Genomic DNA, 23,720 nt, shown 5'->3' on the forward strand with positions numbered 1-23,720 from the left:
ATTTTCAACCTCCTTTTTAACAAAAAAGTGACCGTCAAATACGACGGCCACAAAGTTATTTAAAGAACAACGGCGCTACATATCTAACGAATACCTCGATAACTCCGATTATAGAAATCGTTATTGTTGTAAATGTAGCTTTACCCATTGTTTTTCCTTCATCTTCTATGCTGTTTAATGTGTTTGCTTTAACCTCTTTATCATTGAGAATGTTTGAAACGCGGTTTTCTACTTTGTTAAATCTACGTTCAACCACCGAACTATATTCAGAATAATTTTTAGTCATATCGTCGATTTTAACAACTAACTTTTCAACACTGTTTACTAATCTATCAACAACTTCTTTAGTGTTCTTGGTATCGGTGTCTAATTTTGCGTTCAATTTTGACATTTCTATATATCTGTCATTCTCACGTTCTTTTAGCTTTTTCAACTCTGATTCAATCTCTGTTATTTGGTTCTCTTGATTTCTCGCGCGTTCATCATGGGCATTTAAGCGGTGTTCTATAAGTTTTTGATTTTCCATATAGAAAACGCCCCATTAATCGCTACTAGAATTTGAATGAAACCAATCAACATATTAATGTAATATGTTGAAGAAACATTCGCAGATTCAACACTTATCATGCCAAAAGCAATGTGAATAATACCACACGGCACTGATCCAACAATAAGCAATATATAACCCGTGATGTTATCAAAAAATGCGCTTAAAAATAGAACGATTGAAAATAAGAAAAGCAACCAACCTACAGTATCAATATCCATATATTTACTCATTTTGACATATAGATCAGATACATGTTTAAGAGTTTCGGTACGTGCTGATATCCAGTTCAAAGAACGGACCAAGCCTAAACCAGCTAAAAGAATGACGAATAATTTAACAAAAATTTCATTAGGGTGTAATTGTAATAACCTCCTTATCATTACTCGTCTCCTTTCGTAATAAATTAAAAGGGCGTAAGAAACGCCCTGTGATAGAAATTATTCACTCACGTTAGATGTTGGCTCTTCGGTATTTTTATCGTTTTCCGTTAGTCCGCCGTCTAAATAAGTACGCTCAACAATTTCTTTAGCTACATGACATTCAAACTCTGATTCAGTCATGTTGTAAAGCATGTTAAGTGTTTGAGAAATCTTTTCTGCGTCCCCTTGTTTGTTAAATGGTGTTGCGTTAGCGACAGTGTATGTTGGTTGGAAACCACCGCCGTATCTATCTTTAAGTAAAACACGTTCCTCTTTTGTGTTCTTATTCACTTGTACAAGGATAATTCTTTCTGTTCTAGTTACTATTTCGTTCGCCATTTAAAATGACCTCCTTAAATTAAGTATAAAAATAGTGCCATTGATTACTCTTCAACGGCACGTGGTTGTTCTTTATTTTCGTTTTGTTCTTGTATGATTGCTTTTAACATTGCGTTCTCTTGCGTTAACTTCGCAACCTCTTGTGTTAAATAATTAATTGTAATTTGCGGGTTTGCTTGTAATCCTTGATTATCCATTTGTTAATGCCTCCAGTTTTTCAATTCTTTTTTCTAACTCATCGTTACGTTCGATTTGCTCTTGTAACGCCTTTGTAACTGTTGATACTAATTCATATAAGTCAATACTATCTTTCTCTTTTACGTGGTCAGGTGTTTCTCTTTCTAGTATAACACCGTGTTTTTTCTGCTCTATACCTTCTTTTAAATCAGATTTATAGTTATATTCGTAAAGTTTTGTATCTTTAACAATTTGAGTCGCATTTATATTCCAATCAGTAATATTAGTTTTAAATTTTTCTGAAGATGACGGATTAATTTTTCCGTAAAATGCGTTTGCTCTTACGTCTTTGAGTGAATAGTCTCCGCCATTATATAGCAAGTTATTTGTTACCCACAGTTCACCAGTTGAAACGCCGATATAAAAGTTTTTACCAGTATTTATACGAATTGAGTTTGCTTGGATTTTATCACACTGTAAATCTTGATAGTTAGGGTTACCGTCATTATACCCTTTCCCGTCAACAATACGTAAACGGCCGCCGGGTGCTGTTTGTACGTAAGCAAAATCATTTTTAGCGGCTAAGTCACCATAAAATCTACTTCCGTAGAAACTTCCTGTACCAATATCACCCGCGTTGTTTGTCGCATATACTACTGGTTCGTATTCGTCCATTCCCATGCCTTTTACGCCATGTTTTCTGAACCTTATACCACTTCCGGCAAGTCCTTTTTCATTACTTACTTCACCGAATAGTATTACACCGTCTGTATTACCCGATCCGTCATTGTCTTTAACGTAAAAAGCAAACTCATTTAAGCCTGGACGTGAATTAAATGTCGGTCGTATATACACAGAATAGTTTTCGCTTCCGATATTCGTTGTCAGGCCACTCTCAAGGACAACACGGTTATTGTCCGATTTAAGTCCGACTACACCGTTAACACTATTCACAGTTACACCTCTTGCTGTACTGTATGTGTAATCAAAGAATTGTATTGTACCGGAAGCCTCATCAGAATTAGCGTCTACATAAGTAGAAATGCCAAAGTCAGAATAATAAAGCGAACGATTACGACTATCATTTCTAAATCGTAAGTATCCATTGTACGCATTCATATAAACTTCGTCTTTTTGTACATCTCCACGCCAATTACGTGTATAAATCCCCGCCATTTTGAAATAATTATTGTTCATCTCAATATAAGTAGTATTATCGCCTCCGCGAATACCTACTCTGTTAACGTCAATATCTAAGCCCTCTGGACTTAAATTTAAACGGTTAATGATTTCATCTTTACTGACTTTATTATTTAAGTTTTGAGCTACAACATTAAATTCTTTATTGACTGTAATATCTACTTTATCGCCGCGTAGCTTTATACCATCGCTACCAATGTTCATGCTTTGGATTGTGCCGTTTTCATCATAGGTAAACGTCATACCAGTAGCTACGTTGTTTGTAAAATCGGATATTGTCTTGCTTAACGTCTTATTACTTGCGTTAAATTCTTCTTTCGTTGCTCGTAAAGTAATGTCTTTACCATTCTGTGAAATATCCGTGTTCATTTTAGTTAAAGTCTTTTGAACATCTGAATTTTTGTTATCAGTATAAGTGTTGGCTTTGGCTAACGTATCAGCATTTGATGTTTTAATATTGCTTTGTACGTCCTCTGGCGCAGGCGTCCAATCAGTCGCAACTGTGCCTTTTTCAATTTTAATTTTAAAACGTTTGACTATTTTTTCTAGTGTAGCTTTATCCGCAGGGAAGAATGAAAAATAGTTATACGATGTTAAAGAACTATCTTTATCAGAATTTCTTAACAAATCCCCTTTAAACATTTCCCAACGAACACCACCATCAGCGTTAGCACCGTTACCCGTGAAACCAAAGAAAATCCCCGTCATATCAACTGATGTGTCATTATCGGTAATTGTTATAACTTTAGGCGTATTTGTATCACTTATTTTACGATAAGCATATAAATTACCAGTATTATACAATGAAAAGTCCTGAACGAATAAATTTCTAGCACCTATGTTCATATTGTCAACTTTATTGTCAGTATATGACTTAGCACCACTTATTCCACTGTTATATTCAGTTAAAGAAACCTTATCACTGATTGAATTAGATAACTGTTTACGTTCACTGTCTGCGTTGTTTAAACGTGTAACTAATTTATTTTGATCTGTGGTGTAATCTTCTTTAGATACTTTGCTGTTAATCTCATTAGGCAATACGTTTAACGTCGCGCTGTTTTGTTCGACTTGATTTTTAATAGGCTGTAACTGGTCATTCAACGTCTGTTCAACGTCTTTCTTTGTTGCCGATAGTTGTAACCCGTCTTTTAATACTTTGATATCACTTTCTGTGCTCGTCACACGTGCAACTAGAGGTTTAATATCGTTTTGAGCGTCTTCAGGAGCAGGCATCCAATCTGTAGCGACTGTGCCTCTTTCTATCTTGATATTCTCAATCGTGAATTTGTCCGTTGCGTCATTATCATTATAAAAATCTAATAACCAATCATTCGTTGCTTTGTTTGCCTCAGTAAGTGTGTAATGTAATTTTATTCGTTGTTTATCGGTACCTATACCATTAAGTTGTTGAGTTCCAAGCATAAAATCATAATGATTGTTCGTGTCATACACTTTCAATATGTTACCTTTTTGCATTTGAACATCAAAACTAATAGTAATATCATCGCCGATTTTAACTTTGTCGTGAATATGCGTAATATCTAATCTAAAGAATTGGTTTAATCCACCTGTTTCATCATCTAAATTCTTTTTAATATTTGCGCTATTCTCTAATAAGTTACGGCCACCGACTTCAATGCCATCTATTTTGCGCTCAACAGAACCAATATGAGCGCTTATTTCATTCTTAGTGTTATTTATCTTGCTGTCGATTTCTTCGCCTATAACACTGCTTAAATCGCTTATTTTGCCATCTGCATATTCTTGTAAGGATTTGCGTAGGTTTTCCAACTCGTCAGCATTCGGAAAATCAGCTGTTAATTGACCTTTTTCACTATCCCACTGACCGTTTGGCAATGCTCTAGCTACTTCGTCCATAGCGTCATTAAATTTTTCATCAGTATATTGTGATTGAAGTAATTTAAGACGTTTGTCTGCACTCACTTGAGCGTCTCTCATGGCTCTGTATAAATCTTGCAATCTTTCGCGGTATGTTAAGAATAATGCTTGTGTATCAATCAATTTTCCGATTGTCGCCGTATCTTCGTCCATACTTTCAAGATTGTTTTTGATTTGTTGATATACACCAACAAGATTATCTTGTGCGTTATTTAAAGCGTTTCTAATATCAGTGTCTACTAAATACTCGTTATTGAGTAATGACGATACTTCTTCAAGTAACTTAGAATGTTGAATATTCAAGTTTTGGAATGTGTTAGTAATTGAGTTGTATAACACATGTTCACGCGTCATACCGCCTAACTGTTCAACATCTTTAGCTGTCTCATTCAACCATTCGCCGTTGTGATAACGTTTAAGTACAGCAACATTAGGATTACTGGTATCATACCAAAGCATATCTTCAATAGGATTATCCGGCTCTGTATCAGACTTGATGATTTTAGGTTCGTAATACTCAAGTTCACCTTGTATCGCGTCGTTAACGATTGTATTAATGTTTGTTACGTTGTCGTTTAGTTTCTTACGTATCTCATCTATTTTTTTGTCAAATATACTTCTTAAACTACTTTCATCATATTCAACAACATTCCCGAATTTATAACTACTTTCATCAAGGATTAAATCATAATCTACACCAATGACTTCAGCTTCAATATAAAGAGGAGGTCTGAAATCTCTGTCTTTAATTCTAACCGTATCGTGCATAGATACAACCATTTCAGGATAGTGTTTGTGAATGTCAATAGAACTAATTTCATAACTAATAGCAGATTGGTTACGCTTGTTCAATTCTGTTTGAGCTAATGTAGTTAAACGTTCTTCCGTCATGCTACTGTCATCTGATTCAGGTTCATACACACTCCATAAATAACGGCCTGGCAAACCAAACTGAGCTTGTGCTTCGTCGTCTTTAACAACAACACTAATACGTTCACCTTTATCATTTTCTGGACCAATGGCATATAGTGCAGTCCGTACTTCTGACATATCAACGGTACGTGTCATCTCTGTTAAATCTTTACCTTTTGTGATTTCTTTACCTTTGAATAAACTTACAGGTTGCTTAAGTGTTACATATCTATGCTCAACTGTATGCGAACCAAGTTCAATGGAATAGTCTGCAACCATGCCATACGTTGTGCATAACATGTTGATAACTTCGTAAGGTGTTGAGTAAGAAGTCCAAGACGTTGTGCGCATACCACCGTGTTCAGTGTCTTCTGATATTTCCCACCCCGTGTTGCGTAACGTCTCATTTAGAGCTTGAGTTGTACTATAAGCACTATATTTTCCGGGTTTTATAGGTTTTGACTTGTCAATATCTTCTAGGTAAGAGGCGTTACTCTCAATATCAGTTGTACCGTCAAAGTTATCAACAACATGTGATATGACAAATTCCCTATAAATTCCGTTGTTATCTTGAGCGATAATACGATTACGTTCTCGTAATTTACTTGCACGTTTATTAACGACAGTAAAATCAAAAGTTTCCGATTTTTCTTCTGCATTATTGCTCATTACAGCATGTATTAAAGCGCCGTCATCACGACTTATATAATCAATGATTTTATCATTGAAATCTAATACATGAATACCTATATTTTTCACTTTGTCACCTCCTTAATAATTTCTGTCTTGCCAATAAAGCGTTGTATCAAAAGTACCTTCAGGATAAATAATACATTCGTTATAGCCACTATCTATATTAAAAAAGTCGCTACCAAACGTTTTTAAATCAAGTGAAGGATCTTCGTTAATTGTAACCGTCTTATCTTGCGTATTAATGTTAATCACATCGCCTTTTTTTATAATCATGTCACGCGCTTTAGGTGGCTTAGGCAACTTCTCATGGGTATAGCTACCTAACACATACGTAGGCATATGGTAATAACTACCGTTTTTAGCAACATAAACGCTAACTGCTGCAATAGGGCGTTGATAAAACTTTCCACTATCTTCCCATTGTTTTTCATGTACATCGACTGGTATAACACGTTTGGGATATTCAAGTTCTTTATATTTCCAAGTTTTTATTTTAAACGTTGTTCCTGAACGCTCTAAACGCATATACAATACGATGTCATCCCACTTGTAAAACATAGGTAAATTTGTGTACTCATATATTTTCTTTTGTTGGCCTAATTGGTCAAATAACGTTATTACAATACTACCTATTGCTTGGCTAGCCCTAGTGTTACGATAGCCAATACTGGCAATCAAACGGTTATCAGTATCATATAAATATTGAGCAAAGTGGGTTGAGCCTTTCTTTTTTTGATTGACGTGAATTTTACAAGTAGAAACAAAATCCTGAGCAGATTTACCAAAACTGTGTTTATATTCTGCACCGTTCCAACCTGTTGTAGAGGTGATTGTGTCTTGCTTCAATACAAAAGAGTCTTTAGAACCGGAAAGTTCCATACCTCCACCGGTCGAACCACCTGTATAACCGTCTATATTTGTACTAGCTGTTTGTTTTGTCCATCCTGTAAAATTACGCATTTCATTATCCCACAGTGTAGGTGTATAATCTTCAACTGGTTTGTCTAAATCATCGTCACCTATCATGAAATAATCTTCATCGTTTTTAGTAACCATATAATAGCTAGCGTTTTTTAATGCTGTAGCTTGCACAATAACTGGTGTATCTGCTGTACCTGTATTAACTGCACTAACTTGGTCTGAAATGGCTGTGTTTTTTGTACCTTCAACTGCGTATTTATAAGGGTCTGTAAGTACTACATTAACTTTAAACGACCAAAAACCTATCCTATCTTTATCTAGTTCGATAGGACCTTCTATATATGCGTTCCAATACCAATTCTGAGATGTGAATTGTAATCTAACCGGTTCGTCATAATTAAAAAATTTAACTAATTCATTTGTTACATCATTAATATCTTTCATACCACCGTGTGAAATATAATCGTTGCGCACGATTAGTGGGAGTTCAAAACGATATTCTTTTAAATTTCTATTTTTTATAATACTGCCGGGTCTACCGGCTACTTCCTCAGTTTCTAAGGCAAAATTAAAAGAGGGTATTGCAAACCCTCTTTCAACTATCAACCACGGAAGTGTTTTATCGTTAACTTTAATTGTATCGAGCATTATCTAACCTCCTACCGGTTTAAATTTTGCCTTTCTTGATTTTTGTCTATTGTATTTGTCTATAGAGTTGAAAACTTGTTTTTCGTGTGTGAACTGATCAATGGTAGGGTTAAAGTCCTTGTCTGCTATTTCTTGATTACTACGAGCTAATTGCATAAGTAGTGAAATTTGTTGTTGTTGTCCTTCAATCATTCTAAGTAGTAACTCAGTATCATTACTGTTACTAGATACACTTTTACTACTAAACGCACTAGGGCGTTTGTTTCCTTTAGTTTTTGAACCTTGAATATCTTTTGCAGCTAATGCGAGTAATTTCATTGCATCTGTACGACGGTTAGGGTCTGTAGGAATTACCCATTCAGGATATCCACCTTCTGCAATATTATACCAACCAGAATTTTTAATAAGTCCACCAGTGGCATAACCATGACCATGACCTATGACGCTAAGCATACTGCCACCGTATCTTGATTTAGCATAATGAATACCAGCCATTAAGTTGTCTAAACCATTAAGGATATTACCATGTCCGGGCATTTTGAACGCCCTGAATGTAGAAGGCGTAACCTGTACTAAACCTTGAGCTTCATTACCACCGCTGTTTATATCACGTATGCCTTGGTGTGCGCCTGCATTACCACTTGACTCACTATCTATTTGCCTGATCCAAGCATTAACATAAGCACCGGAAGTAGGCAGATGATTGGCTCTTAACGCTTTAATAACTTCAGGTCGCCATGCACTTGCTGCACGACTACCACCAGATTTACCGCCACCGCCGTTATGTGATTTCAACCACTTAACAGGGTCAATAGGTTTACCATTTCTATGCATTTCGTAGTGTAAGTGAGCTCCTGTCGAGGCACCTGTATTACCAGAAATACCAAGTTTTGTACCAGGATGTACTTTTTGTCCATTTTTAACAAGCCACTTACTTAAATGACCATAAATTACTTCAAGCGCGCCACCAATAACAGAAATGTAGTGTCCAAAACCACCTGGCATTTCTTTCGTGTGCGCTGTACCGCTTATTGTCGAATAAACAGGTTCGTATTTGTAAGGTAAATCAATACCCGGGTGAGCCCAATGGAATGGATAGCCCGGAGGTGGACCATTAGGACTATATGGCGTTGTGATGTTATCTAAATATTTAATATATCCGCCATCACCGCCACCTGCTTCTTCAAGCCAATCTTTAACTTTATCTACAGCACCTTTTTTAAGTTTGCCAAACATACCTTTCATCATATTAAAAGGTAATTCAGCACCTTTAGGGATTCCGAAACTACCCATATTAATACCAAAGATATCGAAGACTTTATTGACTAATTTACCTGGCTTTTCGATGTAATCTAGTACATCTCCGATGGCTTTACTTGCAATCTTAGCCATACCTTTACCAGTTTGTACAGCAGTATTGACACCACCTAAAACTTTGCCACCGACTTTAGCGGCTGCACCTTTAACGCCACCCCACATATTGCCTAACTTACTACCTAACGAACTATCTGAATCATTAGCTTTACTATGTTTTTCTTTTTTAGGTTTTTTTCCTCCACCTATGAGATTACCTAACATCGAACCAATACTGAATTTGGGAATTGTACCTGTATTAAATTGCGGTCTATTTAACATTGCGTGTGTTTGAGCACCATTCAAAATACGTGTGCCTTTTTGTAGTGGCATAGTTGTATCTTTGGCAGGAGTAATAAATGGTTTTCCTTTAGGAGGAATAACTGTTTCATGTCTAAATCCTCCAGGACCATTACCTTTTCCTTTATCTCCCACAGTGGCTAGTGTATTTTGGTTTAACTTACCCTTTGTGATGTAACTTTGAGTATGTGTGCTTTCTGTACCAGTGGACAATTTAATCTTAGGTAGTTTGTCTATGCTAAGTTTTCCGGCTACCCAGTTCACACCATCGATTAATTTATTTAATCCTTTTTTAACGGCATTTACCATTCCACCAATATGGCCTTTGATTTTGCCTATAATATTTCTGAGTCCGCCAGCCATAGCGTTGAATGTACCACGAACCTTAGACCAGAGTGTTTTTGCTAAATTAACAACTGAATTTTTAATTGATCTCCAAGTGCTAACCATACTATTTTTGACTCTGCTAAATGTTCGTTTTGTTCCGCTACTTAGGGCACTCCAAACTCTTTTAATGCCACTCCAAAGAGATTTAACGATGTTAACAACTGAATTTTTAATTTTCTTCCAAGTATTAACAAGCCAATTTCTCAATCTACTAAAAATTGATTTAGTCAGTTTCCAAATATTATTGAACCAACGCTTAACATTGTTATACCAAGATTTGATGATGGATATTATTCTGTTTTTAATTGAAGTCCAAAGTTTAATTATCCAGTTTTTAAGTTTGGTAAATATAGATTTAGTAAATTTCCATATATTATTAAACCAACGTTTAATGTTATTATACATGGCTTTTACAATGGCGATAGTTTTATTCTTAACAAATGTCCAAGTTTTAACAATCCAATTACGTAAGACAGACATTACTTTTTTAATGCCATTCCACATTGAAGTGAATAGTCTTTTTACAGTAGTGCCCATTGCCCTAACTATTGCAACTGTTTTATTTTTAATGAAATTCCAAGCCGCAACAATCCAAGTACGCAATGTTGAAATGATTCGACGAATTCCAATATTCAATGCTCGAATTGAAGCTAACACACTGTTTTTTATCGCATTCCAAACTCGAATAGATACAGCTTTAATGCCGTTCCATACTGCAGTAACGAACGTTCTTAAACCACTCATAACCACTTTAATACCGTTGATTAAACCTCTGACTAGAGTTAAAACAACGTTTTTTATGGCAGTCCAAACTATGACTGAAACGGTTTTAATGCCATTCCATATAGCACTAAAGAAAGCACGTAAAATTCTGAATTCAGCCTTTACTAATGCTAACCAAACTCTAATTATCGTCATTACTGAGTTTTTAATACCGTTCCAAATACCGGTGATATATGGTTTCAAGAATCCAAATGTAGCAATTGCTGCAGCTTTAATGGAATTCCAGGCAGTAATTACAAAGTTTCTGAAAGTTGCGTTGTTTTTCCACAAATATATAATTGCAGCAGTTAATGCGCCAATAATTGTAATAACAATACCTACCGGACCAGTCATAAATCGAATTGCTAAACCTAAACCACGTGTAGCTAACGCTGCAGCTTTAGTAACACCCGTCCAAACTACTGTTGCAGCACTTGCTAGTTTAGTTTTGAGTGTTGCAAACGCCCCAGCTTTACCGAAGAGTGTTTCGGCACCAGTTGCAGCTAATAAAGCTGTTCTGAAAATAGCGAATTGAGGCACTAATGACATTAATGCCCCACCCATTACCGTTAAAACGCCTAATAAAGCACCTACAGCTGGATGTGCATTTACAACTTTAGCGATAAAACCTGTAATCGCTGTTGTTACTTTCAACATTACAGCCCCTACCGGAGCCATACCTTTTACAATACCAACAATGATACTGCCGATATTTTTAAGTAGTTGCCAAACAACAGGTCCATTTTCTTCTAAATATTTTAAGAAGTCTTTGAAACCTTCTGTGTTTTTTAAGTTTTTAGCCCAATTTTTAAATGATTCACTGACTTGTTCAGTTGCTACTAAAACTTTATGTGAATGTCCTGCAAAAGCCCCAAATAAACTAAATATTCCACTAAATACATTGCCGAATATTCTACCCACAATAGGTAAGTTTGCTTTTGTATAATCAATAAATCTTGCTATACCTTTATCTGTTTGACTGCTATTTGCGAATTTATTAAATTTGTTTGCTAATCCTTCTAATTGTTGTCCTGCCCATGTAAATAAAGGGCCAAATTGAGTGAATATGTGTGTGAGTCCATCTCCAACCTTCATTGCAGAGTTTAAAATATTTTGGAATATAGGAGGACCAATGTTGTTGATCATTTTGAATGCATTATTCGCATTTTGTGATGATTTTACCCAATCTCTCATACGTCCTGATGCTGCAGCAATCTGATTTGTAGTTTTAGTGATGAAAGGCGTAAGTCTTGTTAACGCAATACGTGCTATATTAATGCCGTTAGACATTGTATTGAATATTGCTGCTTGATTTGCTTGTACTAGACCTTTCCATTGGTTCTGCAAACCACTCAAAGATGCTTTATAACGTGTGACTTCTGCTGTAACGGCTAGTTGTCCATCTTCTAACATTTTTAAAGCTGTCGTTGCTTGTCCACTGAAAGCTGTAATAGCATCCAACGCAGTACCATAAACACCAGCCATACCAATAGCGCCACCTGTTGCTGCAGTTGCTGCGCCACCAATTCCAGCAATCGCACTTACTGCACTTCCAGCTACAGGAATAACGGTACTAATATTGGAAACTAAGCCACCAAAACCTATACCATTAACCACATAACCTACGTTACGGAAACTATCTCCAATAGCATCGATTTTTCGTTGAGTTTCTGTCCACGCATTACCCATACGAGCAAACATACCACTTATACCTGCAGCTTTTATTTGCTCACGTTCAAATTCTTTAAGTTCGTCAGTTGTTTCATCAATACGTCCTTGCAATACATTGTATGCTGTGGCCTCTTTTAAAGCTGAAATAGAAGCTTTATCTAATTTAGAAGGTAACTGTGACACTTCTCTATTCAATGCAGCATATGAACGCTCAGCTTGGTCTGCATCTTTTTTAGCTGAACTCATCGCAGCTTTAGCAGTAGTCATTGCCTCACGGTTTGCATCACTAAAATCTTGCAAAGCGTTTTTTGCATTAACTGTGGCTACTTTAGATTCATTCAAATCACGTTTAGCACTATCAACAGAACGAGATAAATTGTTATATTCAGTTTTTGCAGTTGTAAGTTGACGACCTAATGCCTCTAATTCTCTTTCAGATGCGTTACCGGAATCTTTCAACTCATCAAACTCTTGTTGTAAGCTATCTACAGAGCTTTTAGCGTTTCTCATTTTAGCACTTAAAGCTGTAACTGTGTTTTGCATATGTTTCTGTGCATTTTGCGCATCGCTAACATTTTTCTTATATTGTTTTAACTCATTGTCCATTTCTTCATAAGTTCTAGACAAAGATTCATAATTTCTCTTAGCACTTTGTGCAGATTTAGCAGCCTCTTCTAATTTGTCATTTGCACTTTCTTGTGCACGTTTGAGTTGGTCAACTTTTTTCTGCGCTTGTTCACTCGCTCTACCTTGTTGAGTGAGTTTTTTATTTAAACTTTCAATTTCAGTTTCATACTTTTCAACTGATCTTTCAGCTTTATCAAATGTCGAAAGGTTTTTCTTCATTTCAGCATCAGTTGTTTGCAACTTACGCTTTAAGTTGGCCATCCCTTTGTCAATATCTGAAGTATCGAGTCCGAGGTCGATTGTAAAACCTTCGATTTTTTCGTGTGCCATATATTCACTCTCCTTTCTTCAAAATTTTTGATACAAAAAAAGAGGGAGCAAATCACGCCCCCTCTTCTCTAGGGTCTTTGCCGGTTATCGCAGCTATTAATGATTCGTTTGCCCCTACTTTCTTAACTTTTGCATCTTTTTTATCATTCATAATTCGGAGAAGTTGGTATATATCCGTGTTGTCAATCTCCGGCATTTTCCAACCATTCTCCATCAATTCTTTATATAACGTATCAAGATATTCAGATTGTTTTTCGTAAGTAAAGTCTTCAGGTTTTAAACGGGAGTCGTCTATTTCGTTGTCTTTCCCTCGTCACCTAAAATACCTGATAATTGTTCCATTGCTACACGTAACACATCACGTGCATCTAAACCATCTTCAAATTGTTCTGGTGTGAATTGATCATCATATAAGTCGTGAGCTACAAAGCCATATAACTTATCTAATAATTCATCGTCAAATTCTCCACCGTCGTTTTCAAGTTTTTGGAATTCTTTACCTAATTTGAAACCTTTACGTGCCACGCTACCTTTAATAAAAGCAGGTGCATGGTACTTTTTGATTTCCCCGTTTTCATCTTGTAATTCAATATATTTTTTAACTGCCATAGTTTATATTCTCCTTTTCATCGGGTTTTCTATTCGTCCGAATAATTAGTTTTTTTATTTTTGTATACAAAAATAGACGACCGAAGTCGTCTAATAATCCTTATGCTTCAGGTTGAGTGCCGTCAGTTGTTCGTACTGCTAATGGTTCAGCACCAGTTTGAACTTTATCAAACGTTTTCTCTGCGCCGAAAATTGAAGAAAAGATAGCGTCACGACCTTCAGTTGAACCTTTTGGATCATAAGCCATCATAACTGCTAATTCTTCAGTAAATCCGTCGACGTAACGTTCCATGAATTGACCTTCAATTTCATCTGAACCGAATTCTACTTTATCTTCTTTCGTTTGCCCTTCTTTGTCTGGACGAGTGAATACACCTTTTGAAAGTCCAAACCACTCAGTAGAGCCATCTTCCATAGTACGTGGGATAGCAACCGCTGTATATGTGATACCTGCTGATTTACCAAAACCATAAACGTTTTTAGCTGATTCATGTTCAATTAATCCTAATAAGTCTTTTTGAACATCAATTGGTAATTTATGGAAAGTTAGAGATAATTGTGTTTCTCCTGCTGATTTAGCAATTTCTGCCACTTTGTTTGAACCATAAGCTTTTTCTAATTCTTCACCGAATTCGATTTTTAACTCTTGTACATAGTCAACTTCTTTAACGTTTGAAGTTGTAACGTTTTTGCCATCTTCACTTTGGATAACTGCATAATACATTTTTCCTAAACCTGTTGCAGCATTATATCTAGCCATTAATAATTCCTCCTTAATTTTGAGCATAAAAATAGCCTTCCATTACTCATGGAAAACTAGCCTATATGTCTTAATTCATCTATTGTGTATGGATTGCCACGATAACGTCGTGCATCCATATATATTTTAATTTCGTGGTCATATTCATCGATTCCATCTTGTTGTCTGAAACCGATGTCCCACATTGTTTTGCGTATTTCTTCTTGAATAAGTTTGACCACATCATATTGTGGCCCTCTCACATCAATTTGATATAAGTATTCTGTGGTTAAAGAAACATCACTTGCATACGTTGATGGATGTGGTGCAGCTAAAGGTGTGATTAAAATATAAGGCCCTGATGTATCGGCAGTTTCATCATAATGATAGGCACGAATACGACCTGTACAATATTGAGCAACTGTTGCGTTTTTTAATAAATATTTTTGTAAAGTTTTCAACATATCAAACATTTTACAAGTCACCTGCCATTGATTGTTTTATGATTTCTCTATATGGTTTTTCTGTAGTAAACATGGTTCTAGCAATTGCACCTTTACCTCGAGGAGTTGGGTTTTTCACTGTTCCCCATTCGTTAAGATGAATGATTGCATAACGGTTCATTGGTCCTTGCCAATGCACTTTGACCATTCTTGTTTTACCGTATATATAGTAAGGATCGGTTACTTCAATCTCCTCAATACTTGCTCCTGTATCTCTGAAAACTTGGAAATTTGTTTTTAAGACACTTACAAAGTATTTAGAGCCTCGTCTTAAAGCCTTATCTTGCGCTTTAACCATTTCACCTTCACCATATTTCTCACCGATTTTACGCAACATCTGATGGACACCTTTAATTTCCACACTCATTGTTTTAAACTTCCAATCACTTTTAAATTACGGTGATAATCTGTATCGTCAAAAGTTTGAATCACATTAAATTTCTTTCCTTTGTAGCGGGATAATGCTATTTCAAAATACATATCATCAGTAATTTCATTGTCCATTGGGTACCACGTAACCATTGTTATGCTTGCTTCTTTATCTGTCATATCCAAATCCTTTTGCGATGGAGAATATACATTGGCGAAACATCGATAAATCACTTCATCTACCGTTTCACCAGGCATAAAATCATCTGATGGCATTGCTTTATAAAAAATGACTGGTGTTCTCATATCTCCACCAGCCACAAAATCTCTATTTGATTGTGCCATCATCTGACACCTCCATATTTATGATTTGAAATTGAACAATACTTGATAAAAAGTTGTTGTGAAATTCTTCTAACTTATCATTGAATACGTAACGCGTACGTTCAAATACTAATTCTCGCCCTAACGAACTTTCATCCATTTCAAACGGGCCACATTTAGCCTGTATATCTTGATATGACATTTCTAAATCGTTTTTAATACGTTCGTCTTCCATGTCATAAAAAATACGATTTCTCGATTTAAATTCAGTTACATGTTTGTCTGTAACCATTCAAATCACTTCGTTTCTTTGATGCGTTCTAAGAAAGGTCCCTCATAGCCTTTATCTGATAAAGTTTTTTCAACTTCTTCAGCACGTTTTACTGACATTTCTACTTTGTCATTCTTTTTTAAAGACTTATCTAACTGTTTGTCTTTATAATTTTTTAAAACTTTAAATTCAGCCATTAGTAACCCTCCTTATGCTTCTGGTGTATTTGATGCAGCAGGTGCTCCGAATGCACTAAAATCTACATCATATACGAATGAAGTTTTGTTATCATCTGGCTCTGCGTATAAGAATTGTTTAGCGGTGTACAAGTCCATATCCTCTAATGCTAATGTTTGGTCGAACTCACGAACGATGACTTCACTGCCTGCATAGAAGTTGTAACGTGTTTTATCGAATGCTACTGCTTTGCCTTGTGGTACAAACTCAGATTGTTCGAATGTAACGTTAAATGGTACTGGACTTACAAACTGGCCATTGTGTAATTGCATAAATGCAATACCAGTATAAATGTAATCTGCAGGGTTTAACGCAATAACAACATTATTTAGTACGCTTGCACCTTTAGAACGTTTAACATTACCATCTTTATCGTAATATTCTTTAATAGATAAGTTTTTGATGATATTGCCAATTTCTTTAATTGATGTTTCTGCGTCAGCTAATGTTACTGTACCATCAGAAGCTTTTTCTGATACTGCTCCATTTGTACGATTAATTTCATTCATTAATCCTACTGGTTGATTCTTAGCAGCTCCTAAACCTTGAATTGCAGTTTTTTCAATTGCTACTGCATATGCTTCTTTGATTTGTAAACGTACATATCGGTCAACCCATTGTACACCGGCATCTTTTAAATCTTTAGGAACAACAACAAATGCAGTCGCTTTACCTAGCGTTACATCTTGTTCAAAGAATGAAGTCTCTAATTGGCCTTTAATTTCTGAGAACACTGGTCCCCATACAACTTGGCCTTCAGGAACTGAACGAATCACACGTGCACGTAAACCTGTACGTTGAATAGAGATGTGTTTTAATAATGGATGCTCAGTTTCGATATCTTCAAAGATACGGTCTACAACTGTTTCAGGTAATAATTCTCCATCTTTCCAATAAGTATCTGTATTAACATGATCTTCCGAAACTAAGGCATTGTAAAATTTCTTTTCTTCGTTAGTTAAACGGTTAACGTTACGTGCATTTAACACTGCATTGTCACCTTGTTCTTGTTTCATGTCTTTACGAATTGCGTTTGCTAATTCTTCAGAATAAGCATTCATATATTCTGTGTATTTCTCTTTTACTTCTTCATCAGAAGCTTTAGGGCTCATATCCGAAAACTCTTTTAAAAGTTTTTGCGAATTTTGGAATTCTTGTTTATTTTCTAAATCAATCGCCATTATAATTGGCCTCCTTTATTATTTGATATTCATATTAAATAAACGTGCAAATGAATTTTCTGCAGGTTTACTTTCTGTTTGTTTTTGAGGGTCATCTTCTTTTTTATCCACTGCTTGACGGATTGCTTTTACATCAGATTTAATTTCCTCTAATAATGTCATTACATCGTCCACTGAAACATCTTCTTGTTTTTGTGGTTGTGGGTCTTCATTACGGTATCTGCTCATTAATTTGTCACCTCCTAAAACAGGCATATTTTTAAATCTCGCTTCCATTTCTGGTGAGATTTTAGCTGATGCTCTGTTAGCTTCAGTAATTTCGTCAATTAATCCCAGTTCTAAACATTCATTGCTTGTTAACCATGTTTCTTTTGCCATCATATCTTTTAGAAGCGCATGGTCAATGTCAGGATTCTTATTTAAATAGCTATTAAAAACAGTTGTGTTTATTTTTTCTAAATCATCAGCAAATTTCCTCATTTCAGAATGGTTTCCCATAAATGGTGCCCACACTTCATGAATCATCATCATGCTATTAGATTCCATTTTTACAGTATCTGCAGCAACAGCTATAACAGATGCGATAGATGCAGCTACTCCACTTACATTGACAGTGATATGTGCGGGGTGGTTAGCTATCTGGTTGGCAATATTTATTCCTGAAAATACTGAGCCACCTGATGAATTAACTGTGATTTCAATTTCTTTAACATTTCCGAATTCTTTTAATGCATCTCTAAAGGAAACGGCACTAGTTTGAGAATCCATTAGTTTATCATCAACAATTTCACCGTATATATCCATGACCGCCTTACTATCCGATTCCTTCTTAGCGTTAAAGAAACCTTCAGTTCGGTCTATTTTCATCATCTCACCCCCTTTCAATGCATAATAAAAAGCACGCTCTATTGATCATGCTTTAAAAACGGGCATATTTTATTATTCTTCACTCATATCTTCTTTCTTAATATAGTTTTTTGTAACCATAACTTTGTCCATTTCCTCGTCTTCAATATGAGGATAATTAAACATGTCTCTCACTTCGTTTGGTGTAAAACTTCCGCTTGCTACCAACTTATCAACAGCCTCAGCTTTCTCTACAGGTGTTTTAGCTCCTATTGTTATTGCTTTTATTCTCTTTCCTTCTTTATAACCACGTTCACTAAACAATTTAGCGTTCAATTCATCAACGATTTTTTCAATAAAATGGTTTATACAGAATTTCATATAATTTTCAGTCATAGCTTCAATGTCGGCCACCGAACCGTCAAGTAAAGGTAATGGTATACCTAAATTAGAAGCCACATAACTTAATAACTGGTTAGGTACTTTGGCCATTTCTTCAATCTGCGACTTACTACTCGTGTTGTCATTTGTGTGTTCTGTGTAGTTGTAACCTTTTTGGACAGGTACGATTGCTATATCGTTACTTTCAAACGCTTTATAAGCTTTGTTTATAAATTTTTTCATTTCTTCATTAGTTGTGGTTTTTAATGCTACGTTTGTATCCATAGATAATGTTGCTCTAATCTGATTATTCATTAAATTAGACTTAATCATTCGTCCGAAGATATCGCCATAATCACTGAATAAGCCCATAAGCATATTTGTAATGGATTCATTATTGTATTCAAGATAAATAACTTCACTCATTCTGAATGAGCGCTCATATTCAAAATCTCCAATCATTATATGGTCAAAAATATCATCATATAATGCGTATTCTTCTCTAACAAAGTCATCTGCAATAATTAAATCTTTGCTATCTGTTACTACAATCAGAACTTCATTATCGTAAATGAGCTTACGAATTACTTTTTGCCAAAACGTTGCCGCACTTTCATCTGTATTAGGCCGAACATTCAATTTATAGTGTGTGGTTGAAGATGTGTCTTTACTTTCACTATCTATAATTTCAAATTTCGTTTGACTAATCGTTCTAGCAATATGATTTATACATGTATCTAAAGCCCATTTTTTTATGTAAGCTTTTTGTGATGTTTCATGTAATAACTCAAAGTCATAACTAAACTCAATTGCCTCGTTTCTACCCATAATTCTGTCGAATATACTCAAAATCTCACCTCCTAACCACTAAAAGTTTATGTCTGCCATAATAAAAGGTTGATCATACTCAAGAATTTCATCTGCTCTATATAAGGCATGGAGCATTGCATGAAATCCATCTGTTTTACGTCTAACTTCATCTTTCTTGATGTATTTCTTACTGCCATCCGGTTGCATTTTTACTGCGACATTGTTTGTGAACCATCTCATCAAAGGGTTATTACCAAATGTGATTTGTTTTTTAGCAAACATGGTGTCTATTCTTGGTGCAAGCAAACCATGTATCGCAGTCGGATTTTTAATAACTTCTAACGGAATACCCGCTTCTTCAAATGGTCGTCTTACAATGTCTGTTCTGAAATTATCTGATATTACTTTAGTTAAATTGTGTTTACTTTGTTGCTGAATAAACCAATTAACGATGTAAGAAATATCAATTACATCATCATCAACGATTGTTAACAGTCCGTCGTCTGCCCATTGCTCTATTGGAGGTTCCATATGTGTTGTTTCCAAGAATTCTCGACGAATGAACGAGTGCGTTTTCCAATAATAGGTGTCATTATCTCTAAACAATAAGCCTACACTGGCAAAATCTCGAACTAACGCATAGTCAAGACCACCAATGCAGGCTTTATTTTCAAGATTAGGAAACTCTTTATTTGTAGCTAATATTTCCTCCCATGGTGCTACTACCTTTTCTTCATCAACTTCAGGTAAGTTCATTCGTTTAGTCATGAACTCTGGTTTGTTCGAGCGGTTGATGTGTAACACGTTATATTCCTCTTTAATCTTACGTTTTAAGTTACGGGCATAGCCTGTTAAAGGAGGGTGTAACATCGGATTTGATTTCTCCCACATCTGTTCATTATCAACTTCTTTAGGGTCATCAAGTTTGCAGTAGAATGGGAATATACGGTCATTCGGATTATTACGTTTCAATACTTCTGTGACACGTTCTTTCATTTGGTCCATAAATCCTTCACGAACAAAACCATCTGTAGAAATGTAAAACGTTCTATCGTGAATAACCTTACCTAAACCACCACGTTTGACGTTTACCATATCAGAACTTTCATAAATGGCAATCTCATCAAAGATGACACACCCTTCTCTTCCACCATCTTTTGTTTTCGTATTCGACGTATTATATCTAATTATCGAACCAGTTGAGCGATTTTTTATTTCTGTTTTACTCACTTCATAAGGTGCTTTAGGTCGTTCCCCTGTTTTATTACGCTTATGTTCTAACAAAACATCGTATATCTCATTGAATGATGTTTTAGCTTGTTCCTCACTGTTCGCAACGATTGAAATGTCGTATTTCTTGATGCCGTGTATAGGAGTGGTTAAAAAGTCACTAATTGCGCTAATAAAACCATTCTTGCCAGCACCGCGACCCATAAATAAAGCAAATTCAGTGAAATACGGTGTATCTTCAACTTCATCTATTAAAAATAAGAAAGCGATAATAAATCGTTGGAAAGGTTGTGTTGGAAAGTACCATTTCTCAATAAACTTAATACACTTTTCTATTTTTTCTTCCTCGAAATGAACAGTTGAGAGAGTAAGTACATCTTTTTCGAGATATTCGATTAAATCAACGCGTTCCTGGTTGAAGACTATCTTGCCATCACGCCATTGTTGAATATATTCATCTACGTATTTGTTATGAATCATACGTAATCATCAACAGGTTCATCTGTTTCAACTTGCTTATTTTCTTTTGGTAACAAGTCTGTAAGTTGTTTTATTACACGTTGATATGATTGATCGCGTGTATTGTATAAACGCGCCACAGGACGTTCACGTTCGTATGATGGTAGGTTTTGAGATTGTTGGAACATGTTATATTCGCCATTTTCTTGGATATCTTTCCACATGTAATCAAGCATGACACGTAAACGTGCGGCCTGAATAATCAAACCTTCAACAACTTTTAGCTTTTCGGAAGGAATGTCTTTGTAAATTGCCTCTAATCGCTTACGCTCTTTAATTACATTCTTATCATTATCATTTACTTTCATAAAATCACTCCTTTCTGCATATACGGGTAGGGGGTATAGGTTTCATGTAATATTTCCTCAAAAAGTTGCGGAGTAGAGCCCACCCGCCGTTCTCCCACTTGGGAAATAACCGGGAAATGTTTTGACCCGGGGCGTGTTCTTTTACCATTTTTCATCTTGCCACTTTTGTTCTTTTGGTTTAAATTGATTTCCTCCATATTGAAAACGCGTGTGCCTTTTGTTATGACATGCTTTACACAACACACGTAAATTATCAGGCTCCAATTTCAAATCTGGTCTGTCTTGTAATTCTTCAATGTGGTCAACTTCCAAATTATCGGTTGTTACCTTTCCTTCTTCACGGCACCAGACACATTCAAAATTACTACGTTTCAATACCTGCTGTCTCACTTCATTCCACGCTTTACTATTATAGAATTGTTTACGTGCTTTAAACTCGTTATAATCTTCCATCACATAACCTCGTATAATAAAGAAAGACACACCACTATGTGATGTGCCTGTGTATTCGTATCGTATGACTCTAGTATAATATTATTAATGTTATTAACGCACACATAGTTCGATGTGTTCGAATGGTTCGATGTGTTCGATTAATCATAGTACCCTTGTTGTGCGTCCATGTATACATTGACTATCTCGTTAACACATCCATAGAATGTAGACTTACTCTTTATCTCCATAAGTTCCATGATAGTCTTGTGCTTGATGCCTATCTTAATCAATTGTAATATATGATAGTTCATATCATCAGTTACATATTCTTCGTACTTATCTATAAACTGTAATTTATTAAGCAACTTAACATTACGTCGATACTCTCTATTCCTATCTAACACTTTAACTAATACCTTGTCACCCTTACCACCTTTAGCTTTAGGCATCACCGCTTCTATACCATACTGTGCTGTTGATGTGCTGTCTGCATCATACACCTGCGCTTCTATAATGTTATGCATCCACTTATAATTGTCTATCATGTTTCTTACTTCATCACGTGTATACATCTACTACCTCCATTACTTAAACTGTTTCTTCGCTCTCTCAATCTCACGTTCAATGTTCTCTATATCACTTTCTCTTACAAACTTGCTAAAGAGATATACGTTAGTGTACTTCAGCGCATCTAATTCATTACGCAACATAGCGTTGTTACCTAACACAATAAGTAATACTATTGCGAGTATGATTGATATTGTTATCCACATACTATTTACTTACCTCCATATTCAAGTGTGCATGATCTGTTTGGTTGAATGTGTCAATATCATCTTCACTTTGTAACTTAATGATTATCTGATTGGTTATGTACTTGCCTAGTTCATACATAGCGATAGTAAACCAATTCTTTAATATGCGTTTAATCATTCTGTTCACTCCTTAATTTTACGTTCTGCTTGTTCTCTACTCTCTGCCTCCACAATAGAGAGCGTTTCGTTTATACGTGCTTTCTCCACATTAGTGTGGATATGTCCTGTGCTGTCTTCGAATTGACGTATTAGGTATTGTGTCACTTCCCTAACACTTCCTTTATACGTTCCACTATATCTTTATTCTCCTGTGCTTCCATATGCACCTCTGTCGCTTTCATTTTCGAACCAATCAACCTGTTTGGGTGTAGGATATACAACTGGCGCTACAACTAACTGTGCCAGTCTTTCACCTTTTTCTACTGTGATATCTTCATCACCTATATTGTCTGTGATGATACCTATTTCTTTATGATATGTTTTGTCTATTGTTCCTAATGCTACACGTAACTTCGTTTTAAGCGATTTACCTGAACGTGGTCTTACCTGTGCCTCATACCCATAAGGTAAATTAATTGCTATATCTGTTTTAACTATTGTTGTTGTATGCGCTGGAATAGTGATTGTTTCTGATACATATAAGTCCAAACCGGAGTCAAATTCATTAGCTCGTGTTGGCATTGTTGCGTTCTTTGATAATCTTTTAAATTCTAATGTGTTGGTCATTTTATTCGTCCTCCAATAACTCTGGGTTTGAGCGATAGAATGCTTGGCTTACTGCTTTGACGTCATCGCCTATATCCATAGAATTGCCATCTAAACAAACTAAATCTTCAAAACAGTTTGCCTTTCTATAAATTTTATCCAATTCGCTTAACAACGCCTCTGTATCTTCGCCTGTGAATGCACCAGCACTGATAATCGCCTGTTCAATTTGTTCACGTTTACTCAT

Annotated in this window: 27 protein-coding genes; all 27 read right to left on the reverse strand. The window is 35.7% G+C overall.

The window, feature by feature from the left end; all coding sequences use genetic code 11:
• Positions 1 to 55: 55 nt before the first annotated feature.
• Positions 56 to 526: a hypothetical protein gene (locus CD155_RS04320; RefSeq protein WP_103212624.1), complete on the reverse strand. Its 471-nt coding sequence runs from the start codon at positions 524 to 526 to the stop codon at positions 56 to 58.
• Entirely contained in the window at positions 505 to 930 is a 426-nt protein-coding gene (locus CD155_RS04325) for a hypothetical protein (protein WP_103212625.1), read from the reverse strand. The genes CD155_RS04320 and CD155_RS04325 overlap by 22 nt, the downstream gene beginning before the upstream one ends.
• Positions 931 to 987: 57 nt before the next feature.
• A complete protein-coding gene (locus CD155_RS04330; protein ID WP_174888057.1) occupies positions 988 to 1,308 on the reverse strand; it encodes a hypothetical protein in 321 nt (106 codons plus the stop codon).
• A 44-nt stretch (positions 1,309 to 1,352) separates the two neighbouring features.
• The gene (locus CD155_RS12890; RefSeq protein ID WP_172605842.1) at positions 1,353 to 1,505 is read right to left on the reverse strand and encodes a hypothetical protein; all 153 of its coding nucleotides are present in this window, start codon (positions 1,503 to 1,505) and stop codon (positions 1,353 to 1,355) included.
• Positions 1,498 to 6,258, reverse strand: a complete 4,761-nt coding sequence (locus CD155_RS04335) for a phage tail spike protein (RefSeq protein WP_103212626.1) — start codon at positions 6,256 to 6,258, stop codon at positions 1,498 to 1,500. Before CD155_RS04335 ends, CD155_RS12890 begins: the two co-directional genes overlap by 8 nt.
• 12 nt (positions 6,259 to 6,270) lie before the next feature.
• On the reverse strand, positions 6,271 to 7,761 hold the full coding sequence (locus CD155_RS04340; RefSeq protein WP_103212627.1) for a phage distal tail protein: 1,491 nt from the start codon (positions 7,759 to 7,761) through the stop codon (positions 6,271 to 6,273).
• Between the two features lie 3 nt (positions 7,762 to 7,764).
• The gene (locus CD155_RS04345) at positions 7,765 to 13,191 is read right to left on the reverse strand and encodes a peptidoglycan DD-metalloendopeptidase family protein (protein WP_103212628.1); all 5,427 of its coding nucleotides are present in this window, start codon (positions 13,189 to 13,191) and stop codon (positions 7,765 to 7,767) included.
• Between the two features lie 52 nt (positions 13,192 to 13,243).
• Entirely contained in the window at positions 13,244 to 13,486 is a 243-nt protein-coding gene (locus CD155_RS04350; RefSeq protein ID WP_227416384.1) for a UPF0158 family protein, read from the reverse strand.
• Positions 13,483 to 13,800, reverse strand: a complete 318-nt coding sequence (gene gpG / locus CD155_RS04355; protein ID WP_002469772.1) for a phage tail assembly chaperone G — start codon at positions 13,798 to 13,800, stop codon at positions 13,483 to 13,485. Before gpG ends, CD155_RS04350 begins: the two co-directional genes overlap by 4 nt.
• Positions 13,801 to 13,900: 100 nt before the next feature.
• Positions 13,901 to 14,560 carry a major tail protein gene (locus CD155_RS04360; RefSeq protein ID WP_103212629.1) on the reverse strand — a complete coding sequence of 220 codons (660 nt, stop codon included), beginning with the start codon at positions 14,558 to 14,560 and terminating at the stop codon, positions 13,901 to 13,903.
• 56 nt (positions 14,561 to 14,616) lie between these two features.
• Entirely contained in the window at positions 14,617 to 15,012 is a 396-nt protein-coding gene (locus CD155_RS04365; RefSeq protein ID WP_103212630.1) for a hypothetical protein, read from the reverse strand.
• Between the two features lies 1 nt (position 15,013).
• Complete coding sequence (locus CD155_RS04370; protein WP_103212631.1) at positions 15,014 to 15,409, reverse strand: hypothetical protein; 396 nt, start codon at positions 15,407 to 15,409, stop codon at positions 15,014 to 15,016.
• Entirely contained in the window at positions 15,406 to 15,756 is a 351-nt protein-coding gene (locus tag CD155_RS04375) for a phage head-tail adapter protein (protein ID WP_103212632.1), read from the reverse strand. The genes CD155_RS04370 and CD155_RS04375 overlap by 4 nt, the downstream gene beginning before the upstream one ends.
• On the reverse strand, positions 15,740 to 16,027 hold the full coding sequence (locus tag CD155_RS04380; protein WP_103212633.1) for a hypothetical protein: 288 nt from the start codon (positions 16,025 to 16,027) through the stop codon (positions 15,740 to 15,742). Before CD155_RS04380 ends, CD155_RS04375 begins: the two co-directional genes overlap by 17 nt.
• A 5-nt stretch (positions 16,028 to 16,032) precedes the next feature.
• Entirely contained in the window at positions 16,033 to 16,203 is a 171-nt protein-coding gene (locus tag CD155_RS12895; RefSeq protein WP_172605843.1) for a hypothetical protein, read from the reverse strand.
• A 12-nt stretch (positions 16,204 to 16,215) separates the two neighbouring features.
• Positions 16,216 to 17,424 (reverse strand): phage major capsid protein, encoded by a 1,209-nt coding sequence (locus CD155_RS04385; protein ID WP_103212634.1) that lies wholly within the window; start codon positions 17,422 to 17,424, stop codon positions 16,216 to 16,218.
• A gap of 18 nt (positions 17,425 to 17,442) precedes the next feature.
• Positions 17,443 to 18,294 carry a head maturation protease, ClpP-related gene (locus CD155_RS04390; protein WP_256605075.1) on the reverse strand — a complete coding sequence of 284 codons (852 nt, stop codon included), beginning with the start codon at positions 18,292 to 18,294 and terminating at the stop codon, positions 17,443 to 17,445.
• A gap of 69 nt (positions 18,295 to 18,363) precedes the next feature.
• A complete protein-coding gene (locus tag CD155_RS04395; protein ID WP_103212636.1) occupies positions 18,364 to 19,500 on the reverse strand; it encodes a phage portal protein in 1,137 nt (378 codons plus the stop codon).
• A gap of 18 nt (positions 19,501 to 19,518) precedes the next feature.
• Positions 19,519 to 21,171, reverse strand: a complete 1,653-nt coding sequence (locus tag CD155_RS04400; protein ID WP_103212637.1) for a terminase TerL endonuclease subunit — start codon at positions 21,169 to 21,171, stop codon at positions 19,519 to 19,521.
• Complete coding sequence (locus CD155_RS04405; protein ID WP_002469752.1) at positions 21,168 to 21,518, reverse strand: hypothetical protein; 351 nt, start codon at positions 21,516 to 21,518, stop codon at positions 21,168 to 21,170. The genes CD155_RS04400 and CD155_RS04405 overlap by 4 nt, the downstream gene beginning before the upstream one ends.
• 141 nt (positions 21,519 to 21,659) lie before the next feature.
• Entirely contained in the window at positions 21,660 to 21,971 is a 312-nt protein-coding gene (locus tag CD155_RS04410; RefSeq protein WP_103212638.1) for an HNH endonuclease, read from the reverse strand.
• A 140-nt stretch (positions 21,972 to 22,111) separates the two neighbouring features.
• A complete protein-coding gene (locus tag CD155_RS04415; RefSeq protein WP_103212639.1) occupies positions 22,112 to 22,525 on the reverse strand; it encodes a hypothetical protein in 414 nt (137 codons plus the stop codon).
• Positions 22,526 to 22,537: 12 nt separating this feature from the next.
• A complete protein-coding gene (locus CD155_RS04420; protein ID WP_103212640.1) occupies positions 22,538 to 22,726 on the reverse strand; it encodes a DUF1514 family protein in 189 nt (62 codons plus the stop codon).
• A 1-nt stretch (position 22,727) separates the two neighbouring features.
• The gene (gene rinB, locus CD155_RS04425; RefSeq protein ID WP_103212641.1) at positions 22,728 to 22,886 is read right to left on the reverse strand and encodes a transcriptional activator RinB; all 159 of its coding nucleotides are present in this window, start codon (positions 22,884 to 22,886) and stop codon (positions 22,728 to 22,730) included.
• 5 nt (positions 22,887 to 22,891) lie between these two features.
• Positions 22,892 to 23,032, reverse strand: a complete 141-nt coding sequence (locus tag CD155_RS12785; protein WP_115177463.1) for a DUF1381 domain-containing protein — start codon at positions 23,030 to 23,032, stop codon at positions 22,892 to 22,894.
• A 36-nt stretch (positions 23,033 to 23,068) separates the two neighbouring features.
• Positions 23,069 to 23,494: a dUTP diphosphatase gene (gene dut, locus CD155_RS04430; protein ID WP_103212642.1), complete on the reverse strand. Its 426-nt coding sequence runs from the start codon at positions 23,492 to 23,494 to the stop codon at positions 23,069 to 23,071.
• Position 23,495: 1 nt separating this feature from the next.
• A complete protein-coding gene (locus CD155_RS04435) occupies positions 23,496 to 23,720 on the reverse strand; it encodes a DUF1024 family protein (RefSeq protein ID WP_103212643.1) in 225 nt (74 codons plus the stop codon).

The organism is Staphylococcus caprae (assembly GCF_002902725.1).
GTDB lineage: Bacteria > Bacillota > Bacilli > Staphylococcales > Staphylococcaceae > Staphylococcus > Staphylococcus caprae.

Excerpts from the sequence above, each read along its gene's own strand:
- CD155_RS04320 (WP_103212624.1), bottom strand. The coding sequence starts at position 526 with ATGGAAAATCAAAAACTTATAGAACACCGCTTAAATGCCCATGATGAA.
- CD155_RS04325 (WP_103212625.1), bottom strand. The coding sequence starts at position 930 with ATGATAAGGAGGTTATTACAATTACACCCTAATGAAATTTTTGTTAAA.
- CD155_RS04330 (WP_174888057.1), bottom strand. The coding sequence starts at position 1,308 with ATGGCGAACGAAATAGTAACTAGAACAGAAAGAATTATCCTTGTACAA.
- CD155_RS12890 (WP_172605842.1), bottom strand. The coding sequence starts at position 1,505 with ATGGATAATCAAGGATTACAAGCAAACCCGCAAATTACAATTAATTAT.
- CD155_RS04340 (WP_103212627.1), bottom strand. The coding sequence starts at position 7,761 with ATGCTCGATACAATTAAAGTTAACGATAAAACACTTCCGTGGTTGATA.
- CD155_RS04345 (WP_103212628.1), bottom strand. The coding sequence starts at position 13,191 with ATGGCACACGAAAAAATCGAAGGTTTTACAATCGACCTCGGACTCGAT.
- gpG (WP_002469772.1), bottom strand. The coding sequence starts at position 13,800 with ATGGCAGTTAAAAAATATATTGAATTACAAGATGAAAACGGGGAAATC.
- CD155_RS04360 (WP_103212629.1), bottom strand. The coding sequence starts at position 14,560 with ATGGCTAGATATAATGCTGCAACAGGTTTAGGAAAAATGTATTATGCA.
- CD155_RS04365 (WP_103212630.1), bottom strand. The coding sequence starts at position 15,012 with ATGTTTGATATGTTGAAAACTTTACAAAAATATTTATTAAAAAACGCA.
- CD155_RS04370 (WP_103212631.1), bottom strand. The coding sequence starts at position 15,409 with ATGAGTGTGGAAATTAAAGGTGTCCATCAGATGTTGCGTAAAATCGGT.
- CD155_RS04375 (WP_103212632.1), bottom strand. The coding sequence starts at position 15,756 with ATGGCACAATCAAATAGAGATTTTGTGGCTGGTGGAGATATGAGAACA.
- CD155_RS04380 (WP_103212633.1), bottom strand. The coding sequence starts at position 16,027 with ATGGTTACAGACAAACATGTAACTGAATTTAAATCGAGAAATCGTATT.
- CD155_RS12895 (WP_172605843.1), bottom strand. The coding sequence starts at position 16,203 with ATGGCTGAATTTAAAGTTTTAAAAAATTATAAAGACAAACAGTTAGAT.
- CD155_RS04385 (WP_103212634.1), bottom strand. The coding sequence starts at position 17,424 with ATGGCGATTGATTTAGAAAATAAACAAGAATTCCAAAATTCGCAAAAA.
- CD155_RS04390 (WP_256605075.1), bottom strand. The coding sequence starts at position 18,294 with ATGATGAAAATAGACCGAACTGAAGGTTTCTTTAACGCTAAGAAGGAA.
- CD155_RS04400 (WP_103212637.1), bottom strand. The coding sequence starts at position 21,171 with ATGATTCATAACAAATACGTAGATGAATATATTCAACAATGGCGTGAT.
- CD155_RS04405 (WP_002469752.1), bottom strand. The coding sequence starts at position 21,518 with ATGAAAGTAAATGATAATGATAAGAATGTAATTAAAGAGCGTAAGCGA.
- CD155_RS04410 (WP_103212638.1), bottom strand. The coding sequence starts at position 21,971 with ATGGAAGATTATAACGAGTTTAAAGCACGTAAACAATTCTATAATAGT.
- CD155_RS04415 (WP_103212639.1), bottom strand. The coding sequence starts at position 22,525 with ATGTATACACGTGATGAAGTAAGAAACATGATAGACAATTATAAGTGG.
- CD155_RS04420 (WP_103212640.1), bottom strand. The coding sequence starts at position 22,726 with ATGTGGATAACAATATCAATCATACTCGCAATAGTATTACTTATTGTG.
- rinB (WP_103212641.1), bottom strand. The coding sequence starts at position 22,886 with ATGATTAAACGCATATTAAAGAATTGGTTTACTATCGCTATGTATGAA.
- dut (WP_103212642.1), bottom strand. The coding sequence starts at position 23,494 with ATGACCAACACATTAGAATTTAAAAGATTATCAAAGAACGCAACAATG.
- CD155_RS04435 (WP_103212643.1), bottom strand. The coding sequence starts at position 23,720 with ATGAGTAAACGTGAACAAATTGAACAGGCGATTATCAGTGCTGGTGCA.